A 17,846-nucleotide genomic window follows, 5' to 3' on the forward strand; every position below is an offset into this window, starting at 1 on the left:
CCACGAGGCGCGGCGCGGCCGCGTCGTAGGACTCTACGACGCGGCCGGGCCGGCAGTGCGGGGCGGAGGCGGAACGGCTCGGTGAATTCCTTCTCTCAGTGGGCTCCGACGCCGGTGAGGGACTTGACCTCCAGCTCGGCGTACTTGCCCTTGTCGGGCTCCTCCTTCGAGATCAGGGAGCCGATCCAGCCGAGCAGGAAGCCCAGCGGGATGGAGATGAGACCGGGGTTCTCCAGCGGGAACCAGGAGAAGTCGACGTCCGGGAACATCGAGGAGGGCTTGGAGGAGACGACCGGCGAGAACAGCACCAGCAGGACGGAGGAGGCGAGCCCTCCGTAGATCGACCACAGGGCGCCCTGGGTGGTGAAGCGCTTCCAGAAGAGGCTGTAGAGGATCGTCGGCAGGTTGGCCGAGGCGGCGACCGCGAAGGCGAGGGCGACCAGGCCGGCGACGTTCATGTCGCGGGCGAGCGCGCCGAGCGCGATGGAGACGACACCGATGGCGACGGTCGCCCAGCGTGCGGCGCGGACCTCCTCCTTCTCGGTGGCCTTGCCCCTGCGGATGACGTTGGCGTAGATGTCGTGCGCGAAGGACGAGGACGACGCCAGGGTCAGTCCGGCGACGACGGCCAGGATGGTGGCGAAGGCGACCGCGGAGATCACCGCGAGCAGGATGGCGCCGCCGGTGGAGCCCGCACCGCCGCCGATCTCCAGGGCGGCCAGCGGGGCCGCCGTGTTGCCCGCCTTGTTCGACGCGATGATGTCGTCGGGCTTGAGCAGGGCCGCCGCACCGAAGCCGAGCACGATCGTCATCAGGTAGAAGGCGCCGATGATGCCGATGGCCCAGTTCACGGACTTACGGGCGGCCTTGGCCGTGGGCACGGTGTAGAAGCGGATCAGGATGTGCGGCAGGCCCGCGGTGCCGAGGACCAGGGCGATGCCGAGCGAGATGAAGTCCAGCTTCGAGGTGCCGGTGGCGCCGTACTTCAGGCCGGGCTCCAGGAAGGCCGTGCCCTTGCCGCTGTTGCTCGCGGCGGTGCCGAGCAGGTCCGAGATGTTGAAGTTGAACTTCAGCAGGATCAGGAAGGTGATGAGCAGGGTGCCCGCGATGAGCAGGACGGCCTTGACCATCTGCACCCAGGTGGTGCCCTTCATGCCGCCGATGGTGACGTACACGATCATGAGCAGGCCGACCAGGGCGACGATCGCGATCTTGCCGCCGTCGCTGGTGATGCCGAGCAGCAGGGACACCAGGACGCCGGCGCCGGCCATCTGCGCCAGCAGGTAGAAAATCGAGACGACGATCGTCGACGTACCCGCCGCGGTCCGGACGGGGCGCTGGCGCATGCGGTAGGCGAGGACGTCGCCCATCGTGTACCGGCCGGAGTTGCGCAGCGGCTCGGCGACCAGGAGCAGGGCGACGAGCCATGCGACGAGGAAGCCGATGGAGTACAGGAAGCCGTCGTACCCGAAGAGGGCGATGGCTCCCGCGATGCCGAGGAAGGACGCGGCGGACATGTAGTCGCCGGAGACGGCGAGGCCGTTCTGGAAGGCGGTGAACTGGCGTCCGCCCGCGTAGAAGTCCGAGGCGCTCTTGGTCTGGCGGCCTGCCCAGACGGTGATGACGAGGGTCGCCACGACGAACACCGCGAACAGCGTGATGATCAGCGGCCGGTGCTCGCTCGCGCCTTCGGCGGCGAGCTGGACGCTGGGGTGGGCGAGAGCGGCGGCGCTCATGCGTCGGCCTCCATACGGGACTTGATCGCTGCGGCCTTCGGGTCGAGCTGGCTGGAGGCGTGGCGCGAGTAGAGCCAGGCGATGAGGAAGGTGGTGACGAACTGGAGGAGCCCGAAGACGAGGGCCACGTTGATGTTGCCCACGACCTTGGTACCCATGAAGTCGCCGGCGTAGTTGGACATCAGCACGTACAGCAGATACCAGAGCACGAAGGCGATGGTCAGAGGGAAGGCGAAGGAGCGGTGCGAGCGGCGCAGTTCACCGAACTCCGGGCTTTCCTGCACCTCGATGAACGCCTCGGTGGTGGGTTGGACGGGGCCCGTTCCGATCTTGGTCGGCGGGGGTGCATCGGTAGCCACGGAATCTCCTCGCGACGCGGGTGCGGTGGTGGTGGGAAGGGTGTTCTTCAAGGGGGACCTCTGTGTCGGGAGTCTGCGGATACGACTCCCTGACAACGGCACGGAGAGCGGCGCGAAGCGGTTCACCACCGCTCTCGTTGTCTCCGGCTCACCTCTTCGGCCGCATGTCCGTCACGACACGCTTCGAACTCACTTGCCCTTAGTCATTGATGCGCCGGGATGATCAGAGATAACTTCACTCGTCATGTACGCGACCGCACACACCCCGTGTCCGGTCGCCTGACACGGATGATGTGGAGAACCCATGGCTCATCTGGCATCCAGACGGACACGCGCACTCGCGCTGCCCGTCGGACTTGCACTCACCGCCTCGCTGGGCTTCCTCCCGACGGCGGTGGCCTCGGCCGCGCCGACGGACGGGCAGTCCACCGCCGCGGTCACGACCGACGGGCCCAAGCTGTCCTACGTCGTCAACACCAAGGCCGGCTACGGCTCGGCGAAGCAGGTCAAGAAGGCCATAGCCGCCGCGGGCGGCACGATCGTCATCTCGTACGACCAGATCGGCGTCATCGTCGTCCACTCGCAGAACCCGGACTTCGCGAAGACGATCCGTCAGGTCAGGGGCGTCTCGTCGGCCGGTGCCACGCGCACCAACCCGATCGTGCCCCAGGCGACGAACGACGTGGGCACTGCCGCCCAGGCGCTCTCCGCCGACGAGGCGGCTGCCGCGGCGGCCGACGCGACGGCGGACCAGGACCCGCTCGAGCCCCTGCAGTGGGACCTGCCCGCCATCAAGGCGGACAAGGCCCACGCGATCTCGCAGGGCAGCCAGAGGGTCACCGTCGGCGTCATCGACACGGGCGTCGACGACACGCACCCCGACCTCGCGCCGAACTTCGACCGCGCGGCCTCGGCGAACTGTGTGACCGGTGCGCCGGACACCACCGAGGGTTCCTGGCGGCCGATGGCCGGCGAGAGCGACCACGGCACGCACGTCGCCGGAACCATCGCGGCGGCGAAGAACGGCATCGGTGTGACCGGTGTCGCGCCCGGCGTCAAGGTTTCCGGTATCAAGGTGTCGACCCCGAGCGGCTTCTTCTACAGCGAGGCCGTCGTGTGCGGCTTCATGTGGGCCGCCGAAAAGGGCATCGAGGTGACCAACAACAGTTATTACACCGACCCGTGGCTGTTCAACTGCAAGAACGACCCGGACCAGAGCGCCCTGGTCGAGGCGGTCGGCCGTGCCTCCCGCTACGCGGAGCGCAAGGGCACCGTCAACGTCGCGGCCGCCGGTAACTCGGACCACGACCTGGCCGTCGACGCGATAGAGGACACGACGAGCCCGAACGACACCACGCCGGTGACCCGCACGATCAACCCGGCGGAGTGCCTCGACATCCCGACCCAGCTGCCGGGCGTCGTGACCGTCGCCGCGACGGGCGCGAAGGCTCTGAAGTCCTCCTACTCGAACTACGGTCTCGGCGTCATCGACGTGGCCGCCCCCGGTGGCGACTCGACGGTGTACCAGCCGCCGACGGCGCCTGCCGTCAACGGACGCATCCTGTCCACGACGGTGGGCGGTGGCTACAACTACAAGGCCGGTACGTCCATGGCGTCCCCGCATGTCGCGGGTGTCGTGGCCCTGATCAAGTCGGCCCACCCGTACGCCTCGGCGTTCGAGGTGAAGGCGAGGCTGGCGCACCAGGCGGACGCCACCGCGTGCGGTGCGCCGTACGACATCAACGGTGACGGCACGGTCGACGCGGTCTGCGAGGGCTCCACGAACTACAACGGCTTCTACGGAGCCGGAATCGTGGACGCGCTGGACGCCGTCCGCCGCTGATCCGCCGGATGACATGAGGAAGGGCCGGGGACGGCGGTCCCCGGCCCTTCCTGCTGTTCAGACGGTCACGGCTTGATGAGCACCTTCAGCGCCGTACGGTCGTCCATCGCCTTGTAGCCTCCGGGCACCCCGTCGAGACCGACGGTGAGGTCGAAGACCGGCGAGGGGTCGATCGTGCCGTCCAGGACGTCGGGCAGCAGCTCCGGGATGTACGTGCGCACGGGGGCCACCCCGCCGCGCAGCGTGATGTTCCGGTCGAACATGACGTCGAGGTCCAGGCCGGTGGCGCTGCCGTGCGGGACGCCGACGTAACCGATGGCGCCGCCGTCGCGGACGATGTCGATCGCCGTACGCATCGACTGCTCGGTGCCGACGGCCTCGATCACGGCGTGGGCACCTTCGCCTCGGGTCAGTTCCCGCACGGCCGCGAGGGCAGCTTCGCCGCGCTCGGCGACGACGTCCGTGGCGCCGAAGGCGCGGGCGATGTCCGTACGGGCGGTGTGGCGGCCGAGGGCGATGATCCGCTCGGCGCCGAGCCGCTTGGCGGCCATGACGCCGCACAGGCCGACCGCTCCGTCACCGACGACGGCGACCGTGCTGCCGGGCTTCACGCCCGCGCCGACGGCGGCGTGGTGGCCCGTGCCCAGCACGTCGGAGAGGGCGAGGAGCGCGGTGAGCAGGTGGTCGTCGGACGCGGCGGCGGCCGGGAGCTTGACGAGGGTTCCGTCGGCGAACGGGACCCTGACCGCCTCTCCCTGGCCGCCGTCGGAGCCGACCGACCCCCAGAAGCCGCCCTGCGGGCACGAGGTGGTGAGGCCCTCCGCGCAGTACGTGCAGGTGCCGTCGGACCAGACGAACGGGGCGACGACGAGGTCACCGGCGGCGAAGCCGTTGACCCCGGAGCCCGCCTCCTCGACGATGCCGAGGAACTCGTGCCCGATGCGCTGGCCGGGCTGCCGGGCGGACTCTCCTCGGTACGCCCACAGGTCGCTGCCGCAGATGCAGGCCCGCAGGACGCGCAGGATCACGTCGGTGGGCTGCTGGATCGTCGGGTCCGGCACCTCCTGCACGCGGATGTCGTGGGGAGCGTGGATGACGGTGGCGCGCATGCGTGGGAACCTTCGCTGATCTCAGATGCTGATACTCCGCTCACGGTACGCCTCCGTGCCGCCCTCCGGGGAATCCGCCCGGTGGGCGAGGACCCCCGTGGTCAGGAGGTACTGCGCCGCGATGTACGTCAGCATGACCCAGAAGTCCGGGGCGGGCAGTTGCGGCCAGTCCGCGATGCCGGTGGCGATCAGCGCGTCGGAGAGCAGGAAGAGCGCCCCGCCGAGCGCCGCGGCCCGCCCCGCGGTGCCCGCCCGCCAGGCCATGGCGGTGAGCAGCAGGCTGTATCCGGTCAGCGGGATCCGCAGGTCGGCCGGCAGGCTCGGCCAGATCAGCACGAGGAAGCCGGTGAGCACGAGCGCGTACCCGGCGCCGGCGGTCACGGAGCCGCGGGCGCGGCCGAACAGGCGCAGGTAGCAGATGTGCCCCGCCGCGAAGGAGCCCATGCCGAGGAGGAAGGCGAGGTCGTCGTCGGGCAGCAGGAGCGTGTCGCCGCCCCATCCGAAGAGCAGCGCGGCGACGAGCAGCCGGGGGCCGCGGCGGGCCGCGGCGTACGCGGCGAGGAGCGGCATCAGCAGGGGCTTGGCGACGAGGTGCGCGAGGGGGATGTCCGCCAGCAGCCCGAGGAGGTCGACCACGGCCGCGGCGAGGAAGGCGATGAGCAGGGGCCGGGCGAGCCGGTCCCCGCGCCGCGGTGCCGGGGCGCTCATCGGGTGGCCTCCGCGGCGGGGGCCTGGACTCCGGTGGGTGCCGCCCCGGTGGACACGGTTCCCGTCGCGGGCTGCCAGCCCGGACCGCGGAAGACGCGGCCGGCGCGCTCGCGCCAGGTGTGCGCCGCCCGGACGTCACGGGCGATCGCCGCGTACTCGTGGGTCGCCACGCGCAGCGGGTTGTTCGTGGCGATGTTCTTGGTCAGGCCGAAGACGGGCCGCTCGGTCTCGGGGGTGAACGAGCGGAACAGCCGGTCCCAGACGATCAGGATGCCGCCGAAGTTGCGGTCCAGGTAGCCGCCCTGCGAGGCATGGTGCACCCGGTGGTGGGACGGCGTGTTCAGGACGTACTCGAAGGGCCTGGGCAGTTTGTCGACGCGCTCGGTGTGCACCCAGAACTGGTAGACGAGGTTGACCGCGGAGCAGAAGGCGAGCGCCGCCGGATGGACGCCGAGGGCGATGAGCGGGACGTAGAACGGCCAGACGGTCAGCGAGGTCCAGGGCTGGCGCAGTGCGGTGGTGAGGTTGAACTTGCGGCTGGAGTGGTGGACCACGTGGCAGGCCCAGAGGAGCCGGATGACGTGGTGGCCGCGGTGGGACCAGTAGTAGAAGAAGTCCTGGGCGAGCAGCATCAGCAGGACGGTCCACCACAGGACGGGGACGCGGAGCGGGGTCAGCTCGTAGACCGCGGTGTAGATGGCGACGATGGGTATCTTCCACAGCAGGTCGAAGACCAGGCTGCCGAGTCCCATGGTGACGCTGGTCGCGGCGTCCTTGGCGTCGTATCCGGCGGCGTCCTCATCCGGATGGAACCGGTAGCTGACCATTTCGACCACGGTGAGCAGGACGAAGGCCGGTATTGACCACAGCACGACATCGGGCAGGTTCGGCTCCATGCGAGCACCGTAGATGCGCTGGTCGGCCTGCGGCTAGACGTTGTTACCCACAAGTATGCGAGACGTGGCGTCAGCAGTCTTTGGTGACTTCTGCCAAGAGGGCCGACTACACGCCCGCCGCCCCGAGCAACGCCCCCGCCCCGTAGGTGACCGCCATCGCCACCGCTCCCCCTCCCATGTTCCGCAGGATCGCCGGCCCCGGCGCCGCGTCCCCCAGCCGGGCGCTCCACCAGCCGGTCAGCGCCAGGGCGGCCAGCACCGCCAGCACCGTGACCGGCAGCCGGAGCGAGGAGGGCGGCAGCACGATCGCCAGCAGGGGCAGCAGCGCCCCCACCGTGAACGCCAGGAAGCTCGCGCCCGCCGCGTGCCAGGGGTTCGTCAGGTCGTCGGGGTCGATACCCAGCTCGACCTCGGCGTGGGCGCGCAGGGCGTCGCGTTCGGTGAGCTGGAGGGCGGCCTCCCTGGCCACTTCCCTGCTGAGGCCCTTGCCCTCCAGGAGGCCGGTGAGTTCGGCGAGTTCGGCTTCGGGAGTCTCCGACAGCTCCCGCCGCTCCGTCGCCAGCGCGGCCTTCTCCGAGTCGCGCTGGGTGGATACGGAGACGTACTCGCCCGCCGCCATCGACATGGACCCGGCCAGCAGCCCGGCCAGACCCGCCGTGAGCAGGGCGCTGCGGTCGCTGGTGGCCCCGGCGACGCCCACGACGAGGCCCGCGGTGGAGACGATGCCGTCGTTGGCGCCGAGGACCGCGGCGCGCAGCCAGTTCAGCCGTGCGCCGAGTCCCTTGCCGTGGGCTTCGTCGTGAACCTCGGTGTCCGTCACCCGGGGATGGTCTCACTCCGGCCTCTCACCAGACGCGGACCGACCCGCCCGGTGCGAAGGCGGGACTGGTGGCGTCGGCCGGGACCTCCTCCAGCGGCTCCGCGATCTCCTCGACCGTCGGGCCCGCCTTCGCCGCGATCAGGTCGAGCGCGGCGAGGTCGAAGCCGTAGACGCGGGCGGCGTTGCCGCCGGCCATGGCCGCGATCTCGTGCCGCGGCAGCCCCGCGTACGCGATGCGCAGACCTTCCCTGGAGTACGGGGCGGTGCCTTCGTCGTGCGGGTAGTCGCTGCCCCACATAATCTTGTCGAGGCCGATCCGGTCACGCAGCGGCACCTCGTGCGGACGCATGAAACTGGCGCCGACGAAGCAGTTGTCGCGCCACACCTCGCCGGGGCTGTTCCCCATCGAAGCCGCCAGCCCCGCACCGAACTTGGACTCCGCGGTGGCCGCGCGCGAGGCCGCGGCCACGAGACGCCCGTGGTAGTAGTCGAGCATCTCCACGACGCCCGGGATCCAGCCGGAGCCCTGTTCGGTGAGGACCAGCTTCAGACCGGGATGGCGGCGGAAGGCCCCGCCGAAGATCAGGTGCCACAGCGCCCGGTGCGAGAACCACGTGGTCTCCACCATGAAGACGGCGCGCGCCGCCGGTTCGTCGCCGAGCGGCGGGGAGGCCGACCCGCCGTGATGGTTCACCGGTACGTCCAGTTCCTCGCAGACCGCCCACAGGGGGTCGTACACCTGGGAGTAGAGCTCGGGGACGCCCGAGCCCGGCGGTGCGCCCGGCAGCAGGATGCCTCCGGTGAGGCCGGCCTCCTTGGTGCGGCGGACCTCGCGCACCGCCTCCGCCGGGTCGTTGAGGAGGATCTGGGCGACGCCCGCGCGCCGGCCGGGAGCCTGTGCGCAGAAGTCGGCGAGCCAGCGGTTGTGGGCGCGCAGGCCCGCCCAGCGCTGTTCGTACTCCTCCCGGGTGGGTGCGGGGGCCATCAGGGAGGCGGAGGGGAAGAAGGGCGGAATGGTGTTGGGGAAGACGACCTCGGCGACGATGCCGTCCGCCTCCAGTTCGGCGAGGCGGCGGGCGGAGTTCCAGTTGCGGTCGGCGGTGTCCGCCACCAGGTCCTCGTACGGATTGACGTACGACGCCGCCCAGGCGTCGAAGTCGGCGTGGTGCTTCGACTCCAGGTACGGCTTGTAGTCGAGGAGGTCGGCGCCCGCGTGGCAGTCGGCGGAGATGACGGTGTAGCGCTCGGTCATGACGCCCCCAGCACCGGGAAGTCGTGGCCGGTCAGCCAGTGGCGGCCCACGTCGCGCGAGCGCGCCCACGACGCCTCGACCGCCGTCTGGTCGTCGCTCTGGCCCAGGTCCTGCGGGGTCGGGCCGATGCGCCGGGCCAGCGGGGCGAGTTTCGCCGTGTCGAAACCGAAGACCTCGGCCGCGGCCAGGCCCAGCATCCGGCGGGTCTCGGCGACCGGGATGTCGTGGAAGGTGTTGCGCAGCCACTGGGCGGTGCCGGGCCAGGTGCCTTCGGGGTGGGGGAAGTCGCTGCCCCAGAGGATGTTGTCGACGCCTATCTCGTACCGCTGGGCCAGTTCGCGGCGTTTGGTGTTGGTGGCGCAGACGAAGACCTGGCGGTCGAGGTACTCGTGCGGCGGGCGCTTCAGTTCGGCGAACGGGGAGAGCTTCTTGCCGCCGTGCGCGCCCAGGTAGAGGCGGTCCATGAACCACAGGAGGTTCGGCAGCCACCAGCAGCCCGACTCGGCGACCCCGAACTTCAGCCCGGGGTGGCGCTCGAAGACGCCCGACCAGAGCAGGAACCAGAGGGGGCGCGAGGGCCACCAGGTGACCTCGGAGACGTAGATGCCGAGATGGTCGCCGTACTCGTGGCGCGGGGCCGCGCCGGAGTGGGTGAGGACCGGCATCGCCGTCTCGGCCGCCGCCGCCCACACGGGGTCGTAACGGCGGTCGTGGTACGGGGCCTTGTCCACCCACATCGAGGGGATCATCAGCGCCCCGAGCCCGGACTCCTTGGCCCGGTGGATCTCGGCGACGACCCGGCCGACCTCGCCGGTGACGGGTAACAGGGCCACTCCGCAGTGGCGTTCGGGGTGCTGGGAGACGAACTCGGCGAGCCAGCGGTTGTGCGCCTGCGCACCCGCCATGCCGAGTTCGGGGTCCTGGTCGCCGGAGAGCCCGAGGCCGACGCCGAAGGGCGCGGCGGTGCGGCTGTCCACGGCATCGGCGTCGGGGAAGACGACCTCGGCGGCCACCCCGTCGCCGTCGAGTTCCTTGAGCCGCTGCGTGACGTCCCAACCTCCCCTGAGGCCCTCCTCGTTGTCGTGGAACCACTGGTCGGCGAAGGCTTCGTTGCGTACGCCGAGCCGGGTCATCTCCTCACGGCGGCGGTCGCGGCCGGCCAGGAACTCGTCGAAATCGCGGTGGAAGCGGGAATCCAGGTAGGGCCGGTACTCCTCGGTGGGCAGCCCGGCGTGGCAGTCGGAGGAGATGATCAGGTACGGGTCCGTCATCGCTTGCTCCTCGGTGGGGACGGTCCGGTCAGTCGAGTACGAAGCTCTCCAGGTAGGCCGGGTTCGCGCGGTCGAGCATGGACCGGGACCTGGCACGGATCTGCTGGTCGCTGTGCTCGCTCGGCGGCAGCATCCAGAAGCGGTCGGCGCGGATGCCGTCCACGACGGTCTGCGCGACCTCGTCGACGTGCGTGAACTCCACCTCCTGGCCCGCCGCTCTCATGGCGGCCTCCCATTGGCCGAGGTTGCGGTACGGGGTCCTGCGGGGCTTCTCCTTGGCGTACCGCTCCGGGCGGTTGCGGTGCGACTCCCACAGGCCGGTGCGGAGCATGTGCGGGCCGGGGAAGAGCACCGAGGCGCCGACGTGCGCGCCGTCCGCGCGGAGGTGGGCGTAGAGCGACTCGGTCATGGTGACCACGGCGGCCTTCGTGACGGCGTACACGGAGGCGGTGGGCAGCGGGGCGATCCCGCCGTCGCCGGACGAGGTGTTGACGACATGGCCGGGGCCGCCGCCCTCGATCATGCGGGGCACGAACGCCTGGATGCCGTGGAAGACACCCCACACGTTGACGGCGAACGCCCACTTCCAGTCGTTCGGTTCGTGCTCCCACATGCGGCCCTCGGCCCCGGAGCCGACCCCCGCGTTGTTGCAGAGCACATGGACGGCGCCGAACGTCTCGTACGCGGAGTCGGCGAGCGCTTCGACGGAGTCGCGTTCCCCGACGTCGGTGATCCGGGCCAGCACCTGGGCGCCGCCCTCGGTCAGTTCGTCGGCCGCCTTGCGCAGCGCCTCCTCCTCGACGTCGGCGAGGACGACCTTCAGCCCCTCCCCGGCGAACCTCCGGGCCATGGCGAGCCCGATGCCGCTCGCGGCGCCCGTGACGACGGCGACCTGCCCCTCCTCCAGCCTCATCGGACGCTCTCCTCGGGCGGACCGTCGAGGATCTGCTGCGGATCGTCGTAACGCTGGTGGATGTACGGGAGCAGCGCCTCGGCGCTCACCCGCTCGACGGCCCTGCCGCTCTGGTCGCTGGTCTTCTCGCCGAGCGTGATCCCGATCAGGCGGAGTACGGGGAGGTCGGCGACCGGGTCGTAGACCGATTCGCGCAGCACCACGTCGCCGGTGATCCGCTCCAGTTTGCGGACCTTCTCGTGGCGGGTGCAGTGGATCAGGACGGGGTCGCCGTCGAAGCCCTCGCCGTCGACGGCGGGCAGGAACTTGAAGTAGAAGTCGAGCTTCGTCTCCGGCTCGGGGAGGGGGAGCGGTCCGTCGACCGCGCCGCGCACCTCGACGAACGCGATGCCGTGCCGGGCGAGCGCGGCCCTGACGACGAGACCTTCGCGTTCGACGGTGACCTCGCCCAGTTTCTTCGGTTCGCCGAAGACCTCGCGGCCACCGGTCAGCGCCCGCTCGTGGGTCATCGGCATGACGAGCGGATACCAGCCCTCGTGCCCGTCGTGCACGGCGGCGACGGCGACGGAGCCCGCGCCGAGCGGATAGCCGGGGAGGTCGACCTTGCTGATGTTGGCGCGCACCAGAGGGCGTTCGGCCGGTTTCAGGGGCGGCGGGAGGACGGCCGCCACGGCGTCGGGGTCGCTCTCCCAGAGGGCGACCACACCGGTGGACCAGATGTCGGGGAGCCGGGAGCCGGCCGCGCGGGCCTCCGCGATCTCGGCCCCGGTGCGCGCGCCGTACCGTACACGTGCCATGTCGTACCACCCTTCGTCGGTAGCCTGTAACACAGTTACACCGGGAGCCGTGAAGGGTAAAGAGCCGTGCACGTACGAGAACGGGGAGCTCCATGCCACGCACCGCCCTGACACGCGCGGAGGTGCTCGACGCCGCCGCGGCCCTCGTCGTGCGGGACGGGCCCGGCTCGCTCACCATGCGCAGCCTCGCCACGGAGCTCGGCACCGCGGTCACCTCGATCTACTGGCACGTCGGCAACCGCGAATCGCTCCTGGACGCCCTGGTGGAACGCACCGTCCAGGAGATGGGCGCGATCCGTCCCACCGGCCGCACCCCGGTCGCCCGGGTCGTCTCCATCGCCCGCGGCCTGCGGCGCGAACTGCGCGACCGTCCCCATCTGATCGCGATGGTCCACGAACGCGGACTGACGGAGCGGATGTTCCTGCCTGCCCAGCAGGCCCTGGTCCACGAGGTGCACGCCGCGGGGCTGCGCGGCGCCCGGGCCGCCGAGGCGGTTCGCGCCGTGCAGTTCCAGGTCGTCGGCTTCCTGCTCGTCGAGCGCAACCGTGAGCGCTCACCGGTCCAGTCGCCGGGCGAGGAGGAGCTGTGGGCCACGGCCGCCGGGCACGATCCGGCGCTGGCGCGGGCGCTGGCCCGGCCTGCCGACCCGGAGCGGTTGTTCACCGTCTCCGTACGCGCGTTGGCGCAGTCCCTGATCGGCTCCGGCCCCGGTCCGGAGACCGCCGAATAGGGACTGTCGGTCCCGGCCCGTATTCTCTGTGACCATGCTCGACGACCGCCAGACTGCAGCGCCGTGGCCGACCGCCTACCCACAGGGGTACGCGGTCGTCGACGTGGAGACCACCGGACTCGCGCGCGACGACCGGATAGTGTCCGCCGCCGTCTACCGGCTGGACGCCCAGGGCAACGTCGAGGACCACTGGTACACGCTGGTCAATCCCGAGCGGGACCCCGGCCCCGTCTGGATCCACGGGCTGACCAGCGATGTCCTGGAAGGCGCCCCACTCTTCCCCGAGGTGGCCGCGGAGTTGTCCGCGCGGCTCGCGGACCGGGTGCTCGTCGCGCACAACGCCGCGTTCGACTGGTCGATGATCGCCCGGGAGTACGCACGCGCCTCCGTCGTCGCCCCCGTCGAACAGCGGCTGTGCACCATCGCCCTCTCCAAGGAACTGCGGCTCCCGCTGCCCAACCACAAGCTGGAGTCGCTCGCCGCGCACTACGGCGTGGTGCAGCAGCGCGCCCACCACGCGCTCGACGACGCCCGGGTGCTCGCCGAGGCGTTCCGCCCGAGCCTGCACGCGGCGGCTCTCGGAGGCGTACGACTGCCGCTCCTGGAGTGCCGGCCGCTGACCGAGTGGTCCGACTCCCCGGTCACCCCGCGGATCGGTTACCAGGCTTCGCACGGTCAGAACAGCTGGCGTGCCTCGCGCAAGCGCCCGGCGTGCCCGTATCCGAATCCGGGACGGTACGAGAAGGACAAACCTCTCATGCAGGGCATGCGGGTGGCGTTCTCCGGGGACACCTCGATCGACCGCGAGCTGTTGGAGGACCGCGCCGTGGAGGCCGGACTCCACGTGGCGACCAGCGTCTCCAGGCTGACCAGCCTCCTCGTCACCAACGACCCGGACGCGGCGACGTCGAAGACGGTGAAGGCCAAGTCGTTCGGCACGCCGATCCTGGAGGAGAGCGCCTTCACCCATCTGTTGCGGGACGTGGCTCCGGCACCGTCATCGGAGTGAACCGGGCGCGACTCGCCCGCCATCCGCTCGCCCGCCGCCGCCTCGCGTCCCACCCTGTGGCGCATGGCACGTTGCGAGGTTTGCGGAAACGACTACGGCATGTCCTTCGAGGTGCACGCGCAGGGCGCGGTGCACGTCTTCGACTGCTTCTCCTGCGCCATTCACCGCATGGCGCCCATCTGTGAGCACTGCCGGGTCCAGGTGATCGGGCAGGGCGTCGAGGTCGAGGGCCACTGGTACTGCGGCGCCCACTGCGCCCGCGCCGAGGGAAGGGCGGGCATCGTGGACAAAGTGTGACGGGCCTCCCCGGCCCCACCCCCACCCCTCCGTACCGCACCCCATGACACCGGTTGTACCGTCATGGGGTGTACCGCTTCCTGTTGACCCGGCAGTGGGTGATTCTCACCCTGCTCGCGCTCGTACTGATTCCGACCATGGTCGAGCTGGGTTTCTGGCAGCTCCACCGGCATCAGCACCGGGTCGCGCAGAACTCCCTCATCTCGCAGAACCTCAAGGCGAAGCCGGTCCCGGTCGCCGGGCTGACCTCCCCGGGGCACACCGTCCCGCGAGCCGACTACTGGCGCGCGGTCACCGCCACCGGGACGTTCGACACCGCACACGAAGTGGTCGTACGGCGCCGGACCTCCGAGGACGAGCGGATCGGGGCACTCGTCCTGACCCCGCTCGACCTCACGGGCGGCGGCACCGTCCTGGTCAACCGGGGCTGGGTGCCCACCGACGGCGACCAGCGGGCGTTCCCGGAGGTCCCGGCCCCGCCCCGCGGCGAAGTGACCGTCACCGGCCGGCTCAAGGCCGACGAGACCACGGGCAGCAGCGGCATCAAGGACCTGTCGGGGCTGCCGGACCGCCAGGTCATGCTGATCAACAGCGCCCAGCAGTCCGAGCTGCTGTCCAGGCCCGTCCTCGGCGGCTACCTCGAACAGACCGGGCCCGAGCCCTCCGGCGACACCCCCGAACAGATCGCCTCCCCCGACGACAGCTCCATCGGCCCGCACATGGCGTACGCCGTCCAGTGGTGGCTGTTCGCCGCCGCGGTACCGGTCGGCTGGGTGGTTCTCGTACGCCGGGAGAAGCGCGACCGCGAGGAGGCCGCGGCTCAGGGCCAGAGCGCCGGGGAGCCGGAGCACCCCGCGACCGCCGGCGCGACGGTCTGAGGAAGCCCACCACCCGTCATCGCGGGTCTGCTTAACAAGCCGCAGGTTCGGGAACACGCCAGAGCGTGACCCCACGCATCGAGGACTACGCCCTCATCGGCGATCTCCAGACCGCCGCCCTGGTCGGCAGGAACGGTTCCGTCGACTGGCTCTGTCTGCCCCGCTTCGACTCGGGCGCCTGCTTCGCCGCGCTGCTCGGCGACGAGGACAACGGCCACTGGCGGATCGCACCCAAGGGCACGGAGAGCACGGACACCTGCACGCGACGCGGCTACGCGGGCGACTCCCTCGTCCTGGAGACGTTCTGGGAGACCCGGACCGGCACCGTGAAGGTGACCGACTTCATGCCCCAGCGCGACAAGGCCCCTGACCTCATGAGGATCGTCGAGGGTGTCAGCGGCACGGTGGACATGAGCTCCGTGCTGCGGCTGCGCTTCGACTTCGGCTCCGTCGTGCCCTGGATGCGCCGCTCGCACGGCCACCGGGTGGCCGTCGCCGGTCCCGACTCCGTGTGGCTGCGCAGCGACCCGCCGGTCAAGACCTGGGGACAGCAGTTCTCGACCTGTTCCTCGTTCACCGTGGCCGAGGGCGAGAAGGTGGCGTTCGTGCTCACCTGGCACGCCTCGCACGCGCCCCGCCCCAAGCTGATCGATCCGTACAAGGCGCTCAAGCACACGCGGGCCGACTGGGCGAAGTGGTCGGCGAAGTGCACCTACAAGGGCAAGCACCGTGAGGCCGTGCTCCGCTCCCTCATCACCCTGAAGGCGCTCACCTACGGCCCGACGGGCGGCATCGTGGCGGCCCCCACCACCTCGCTGCCCGAGGAGATCGGAGGCGTACGGAACTGGGACTACCGCTTCTGCTGGCTGCGGGACTCCACCCTGACGCTCGGCGCCCTGCTCTCGGCCGGATATCTGGACGAGGCCGCGGCCTGGCGGGACTGGCTGCTGCGGGCCGTCGCCGGGGACCCGGCCGACCTCCAGATCATGTACGGCCTGGCGGGCGAACGCAGACTGCCCGAGACGGAATTGCCGTGGCTGCGCGGATACGAGCACTCCCAGCCCGTCCGCACCGGCAACGAGGCCGTCCGGCAGCGGCAGCTCGACGTGTACGGAGAGGTCATCGACTCGCTCAGACTCGCCCGCGACGCCGGGCTGGAGAACAAGTCGCACGCCTGGAACCTCCAGCTCAGCCTGCTCGGCTTCCTGGAGTCCACCTGGCGCGAACCGGACGAGGGCCTGTGGGAGATCCGCGGGGAGCGCCGCCACTTCGTGCACTCCAAGGTGATGGCCTGGGTCGCCGCCGACCGCACGGTGCGCACCCTGGAGGAGACACCGGATCTGCCGGGCGACGCCGACCGCTGGCGGGCGATGCGGGACGCCGTGCACGCGGAGGTCTGCGAGAGGGGCTACGACCCCGTACGCAACACGTTCACGCAGTCCTACGGCTCCAGGGCGCTGGACGCAGCGACGCTGCTGATCGTGCGGACCGGATTCCTCCCGCCGGACGACCCCCGGGTCATCGGCACGGTCGACGCCGTGCGGGAGGAACTGGGCAGCGACGGCCTGGTGCGCCGCTACAGCACCGACGGCGTGTCCGTCGACGGGCTGCCGGGCGGTGAGGGCGCCTTCCTCGTCTGCTCGTTCTGGCTGGCGGACGCGCTGCTGCGGACCGGCCGGACGGCCGAGGCGGAGAAGCTCTTCGAGCGGCTGCTCGCCCTGCGCAACGACATGGGGCTGCTCGCCGAGGAGTACGACCCGGTGGCCGGGCGCCAGCTGGGCAATTTCCCGCAGGCGTTCAGTCATATCGGCCTGGTGAACACCGCGGTCGCACTCGCCGCACAGGACCCGGCAGGATAGGGCCATGGATCTTGGACTGAAGGACCGTGTGTACATCGTCACCGGCGCGACCCGGGGGCTGGGCAACGCCACCGCGCGTGCCCTGGCCTCGGACGGCGCGAAGGTGGTCATCACCGGCCGGGACGAGAAGAGCGTCACGGCGGCAGCCGCCGAACTGGGGCCCGACACCGTGGGGATCGTCGCCGACAACGCCGACCCGGCAGCCGCGCAGCACCTCGTGGACACCGCGAAGGAACGGTTCGGCCGGCTGGACGGCATTCTCATCAGCGTCGGCGGTCCCGCGCCCGGCTTCCTCGCGGACAACAGCGACGAGCAGTGGCGGACCGCGTTCGAGTCGGTCTTCCTCGGGGCGGTACGTCTCGCCCGTACGACCGCCGCCGCGCTCGGCGAAGGCGGGGTCATCGGGTTCGTGCTCTCCGGCTCGGTTCACGAGCCGATCGCCGGCCTGACCATCTCCAACGGGCTGCGCCCCGGCCTGGCGGGCTTCGCCAAGTCCCTGGCCGACGAGCTTGGCCCGCGCGGCATCCGCGTCGTGGGGGTGCTGCCGGCCCGGATCGACACCGACCGGGTGCGCGAGCTCGACGCCCTGTCCGGCGACGCGGAAGCGTCCCGTACGGCCAACGAGGCCCGGATTCCGCTGCGCCGCTACGGCACGCCGGAGGAGTTCGGGAAGACCGCGGCCTTCCTGCTCTCCCCCGCCGCGTCCTATCTGACGGGCCTCATGGTGCCCGTCGACGGTGGCTCCCGGCACGGTTTCTGAGCGCTCCGCGCCGGGTCCGTCCCGGCGTCAGCTCACCCGTTCCGCACGGTGCTTGACGGCCTTCAGACGGACCTCGGCCGGCAGCTCGTTCAGTCCGGCCGAGTCCCTGGCATGGGCCAGCGCCTCGTCGGCGAGGCCGCGCAGCGCCTGGTCCGGGGCGGCGTGAGCCTCCATCAGCAGCCGGATCCTGGCGCGCGGCGCGGAGCGCCGGCCCGTCAGTACGACGTGGGCGCGCGCAACGCCGTCCAGGGTGCCCGCCTCCTCGCCGAGCACGCCCTCCAGGGCCCGGCCGCGCAGCAGAGCCCCCTCGCCGTCCCCGCTGTCCACCAGCACCTCGGCGAGGCGGGCACGGCGCAGCTGGGCCAGCAGCCACCACAGGGCGAGGACGACCACGACCGCGAGGACCGCGATCACCGTCGGCCACCACCAGCCGCTGTCGCGCCAGCGGTCCCGGTCCGCCTCGCTGAGCAGTACGTCGTTCTTGCCGTACCACGGCCACCACGACGGCACGGAGACGCCGAGCCCCGCGGCGAGGACGGCGCCGCCGACGACGATCAGCACCAGCCCGGCCAGGCCGAGCAGTACCCGGTTGACGGTCCTGCGCACGC

General features: G+C 71.0%; 18 protein-coding genes. 7 read left to right on the forward strand and 11 right to left on the reverse strand.

Annotated features, from left to right (window positions below; genetic code table 11):
- Positions 1–95: 95 nt before the first annotated feature.
- Both OG230_RS07875 and OG230_RS07880 read right to left on the reverse strand, forming a co-directional pair.
- On the reverse strand, positions 96–1,736 hold the full coding sequence (locus OG230_RS07875; RefSeq protein WP_328909407.1) for a solute symporter family protein: 1,641 nt from the start codon (positions 1,734–1,736) through the stop codon (positions 96–98).
- The gene (locus OG230_RS07880; protein ID WP_328909408.1) at positions 1,733–2,095 is read right to left on the reverse strand and encodes a DUF485 domain-containing protein; all 363 of its coding nucleotides are present in this window, start codon (positions 2,093–2,095) and stop codon (positions 1,733–1,735) included. Before OG230_RS07880 ends, OG230_RS07875 begins: the two co-directional genes overlap by 4 nt.
- A 304-nt stretch (positions 2,096–2,399) precedes the next feature.
- On the opposite strand from OG230_RS07880, the gene OG230_RS07885 reads away from it, so the two are divergent.
- Positions 2,400–3,938 (forward strand): S8 family serine peptidase, encoded by a 1,539-nt coding sequence (locus tag OG230_RS07885; protein ID WP_328909409.1) that lies wholly within the window; start codon positions 2,400–2,402, stop codon positions 3,936–3,938.
- Between the two features lie 65 nt (positions 3,939–4,003).
- Here the strand turns inward: OG230_RS07885 and OG230_RS07890 are convergent, their stop codons facing one another.
- The 8 genes from OG230_RS07890 to OG230_RS07925 all read right to left on the reverse strand — a co-directional run bounded on the left by OG230_RS07890 (position 4,004) and on the right by OG230_RS07925 (position 11,704).
- Positions 4,004–5,047: a zinc-dependent alcohol dehydrogenase family protein gene (locus OG230_RS07890; RefSeq protein WP_328909410.1), complete on the reverse strand. Its 1,044-nt coding sequence runs from the start codon at positions 5,045–5,047 to the stop codon at positions 4,004–4,006.
- Positions 5,048–5,068: 21 nt separating this feature from the next.
- Positions 5,069–5,755 (reverse strand): lysoplasmalogenase, encoded by a 687-nt coding sequence (locus OG230_RS07895; RefSeq protein WP_328909411.1) that lies wholly within the window; start codon positions 5,753–5,755, stop codon positions 5,069–5,071.
- Complete coding sequence (locus tag OG230_RS07900) at positions 5,752–6,651, reverse strand: sterol desaturase family protein (protein ID WP_328909412.1); 900 nt, start codon at positions 6,649–6,651, stop codon at positions 5,752–5,754. Before OG230_RS07900 ends, OG230_RS07895 begins: the two co-directional genes overlap by 4 nt.
- 106 nt (positions 6,652–6,757) lie before the next feature.
- Positions 6,758–7,471: a VIT1/CCC1 transporter family protein gene (locus OG230_RS07905; protein WP_328909413.1), complete on the reverse strand. Its 714-nt coding sequence runs from the start codon at positions 7,469–7,471 to the stop codon at positions 6,758–6,760.
- 25 nt (positions 7,472–7,496) lie between these two features.
- Entirely contained in the window at positions 7,497–8,723 is a 1,227-nt protein-coding gene (locus tag OG230_RS07910) for an amidohydrolase family protein (protein ID WP_328909414.1), read from the reverse strand.
- The gene (locus OG230_RS07915) at positions 8,720–9,994 is read right to left on the reverse strand and encodes an amidohydrolase family protein (protein ID WP_328909415.1); all 1,275 of its coding nucleotides are present in this window, start codon (positions 9,992–9,994) and stop codon (positions 8,720–8,722) included. Before OG230_RS07915 ends, OG230_RS07910 begins: the two co-directional genes overlap by 4 nt.
- A 28-nt stretch (positions 9,995–10,022) precedes the next feature.
- Positions 10,023–10,907, reverse strand: coding sequence for an SDR family NAD(P)-dependent oxidoreductase (locus tag OG230_RS07920; protein ID WP_328909416.1), 885 nt, complete (start codon positions 10,905–10,907; stop codon positions 10,023–10,025).
- A complete protein-coding gene (locus tag OG230_RS07925; protein ID WP_328909417.1) occupies positions 10,904–11,704 on the reverse strand; it encodes an acetoacetate decarboxylase family protein in 801 nt (266 codons plus the stop codon). The genes OG230_RS07920 and OG230_RS07925 overlap by 4 nt, the downstream gene beginning before the upstream one ends.
- Positions 11,705–11,796: 92 nt before the next feature.
- Between OG230_RS07925 and OG230_RS07930 the strand changes: the two genes are divergently transcribed.
- The 6 genes from OG230_RS07930 (at position 11,797) to OG230_RS07955 (ending at position 17,238) form a co-directional block, all read left to right on the forward strand.
- Complete coding sequence (locus OG230_RS07930; RefSeq protein WP_328909418.1) at positions 11,797–12,435, forward strand: TetR/AcrR family transcriptional regulator; 639 nt, start codon at positions 11,797–11,799, stop codon at positions 12,433–12,435.
- 28 nt (positions 12,436–12,463) lie between these two features.
- Positions 12,464–13,444 carry a DEDDh family exonuclease gene (locus tag OG230_RS07935; protein ID WP_328909419.1) on the forward strand — a complete coding sequence of 327 codons (981 nt, stop codon included), beginning with the start codon at positions 12,464–12,466 and terminating at the stop codon, positions 13,442–13,444.
- 63 nt (positions 13,445–13,507) lie between these two features.
- Positions 13,508–13,741, forward strand: a complete 234-nt coding sequence (locus tag OG230_RS07940; RefSeq protein ID WP_328909420.1) for a hypothetical protein — start codon at positions 13,508–13,510, stop codon at positions 13,739–13,741.
- A gap of 68 nt (positions 13,742–13,809) precedes the next feature.
- On the forward strand, positions 13,810–14,619 hold the full coding sequence (locus tag OG230_RS07945) for an SURF1 family cytochrome oxidase biogenesis protein (protein WP_328909421.1): 810 nt from the start codon (positions 13,810–13,812) through the stop codon (positions 14,617–14,619).
- Between the two features lie 65 nt (positions 14,620–14,684).
- Entirely contained in the window at positions 14,685–16,478 is a 1,794-nt protein-coding gene (locus OG230_RS07950) for a glycoside hydrolase family 15 protein (protein ID WP_328909422.1), read from the forward strand.
- Between the two features lie 4 nt (positions 16,479–16,482).
- Positions 16,483–17,238 (forward strand): SDR family oxidoreductase, encoded by a 756-nt coding sequence (locus OG230_RS07955; protein ID WP_328909423.1) that lies wholly within the window; start codon positions 16,483–16,485, stop codon positions 17,236–17,238.
- A 27-nt stretch (positions 17,239–17,265) separates the two neighbouring features.
- On the opposite strand, the gene amaP is transcribed toward OG230_RS07955, so the two are convergent.
- Positions 17,266–17,844, reverse strand: a complete 579-nt coding sequence (gene amaP, locus OG230_RS07960) for an alkaline shock response membrane anchor protein AmaP (protein ID WP_443051512.1) — start codon at positions 17,842–17,844, stop codon at positions 17,266–17,268.
- Between the last annotated feature and the right edge of the window lie 2 nt (positions 17,845–17,846).

This window comes from Streptomyces sp. NBC_00234 (assembly GCF_036195325.1).
GTDB lineage: Bacteria > Actinomycetota > Actinomycetes > Streptomycetales > Streptomycetaceae > Streptomyces.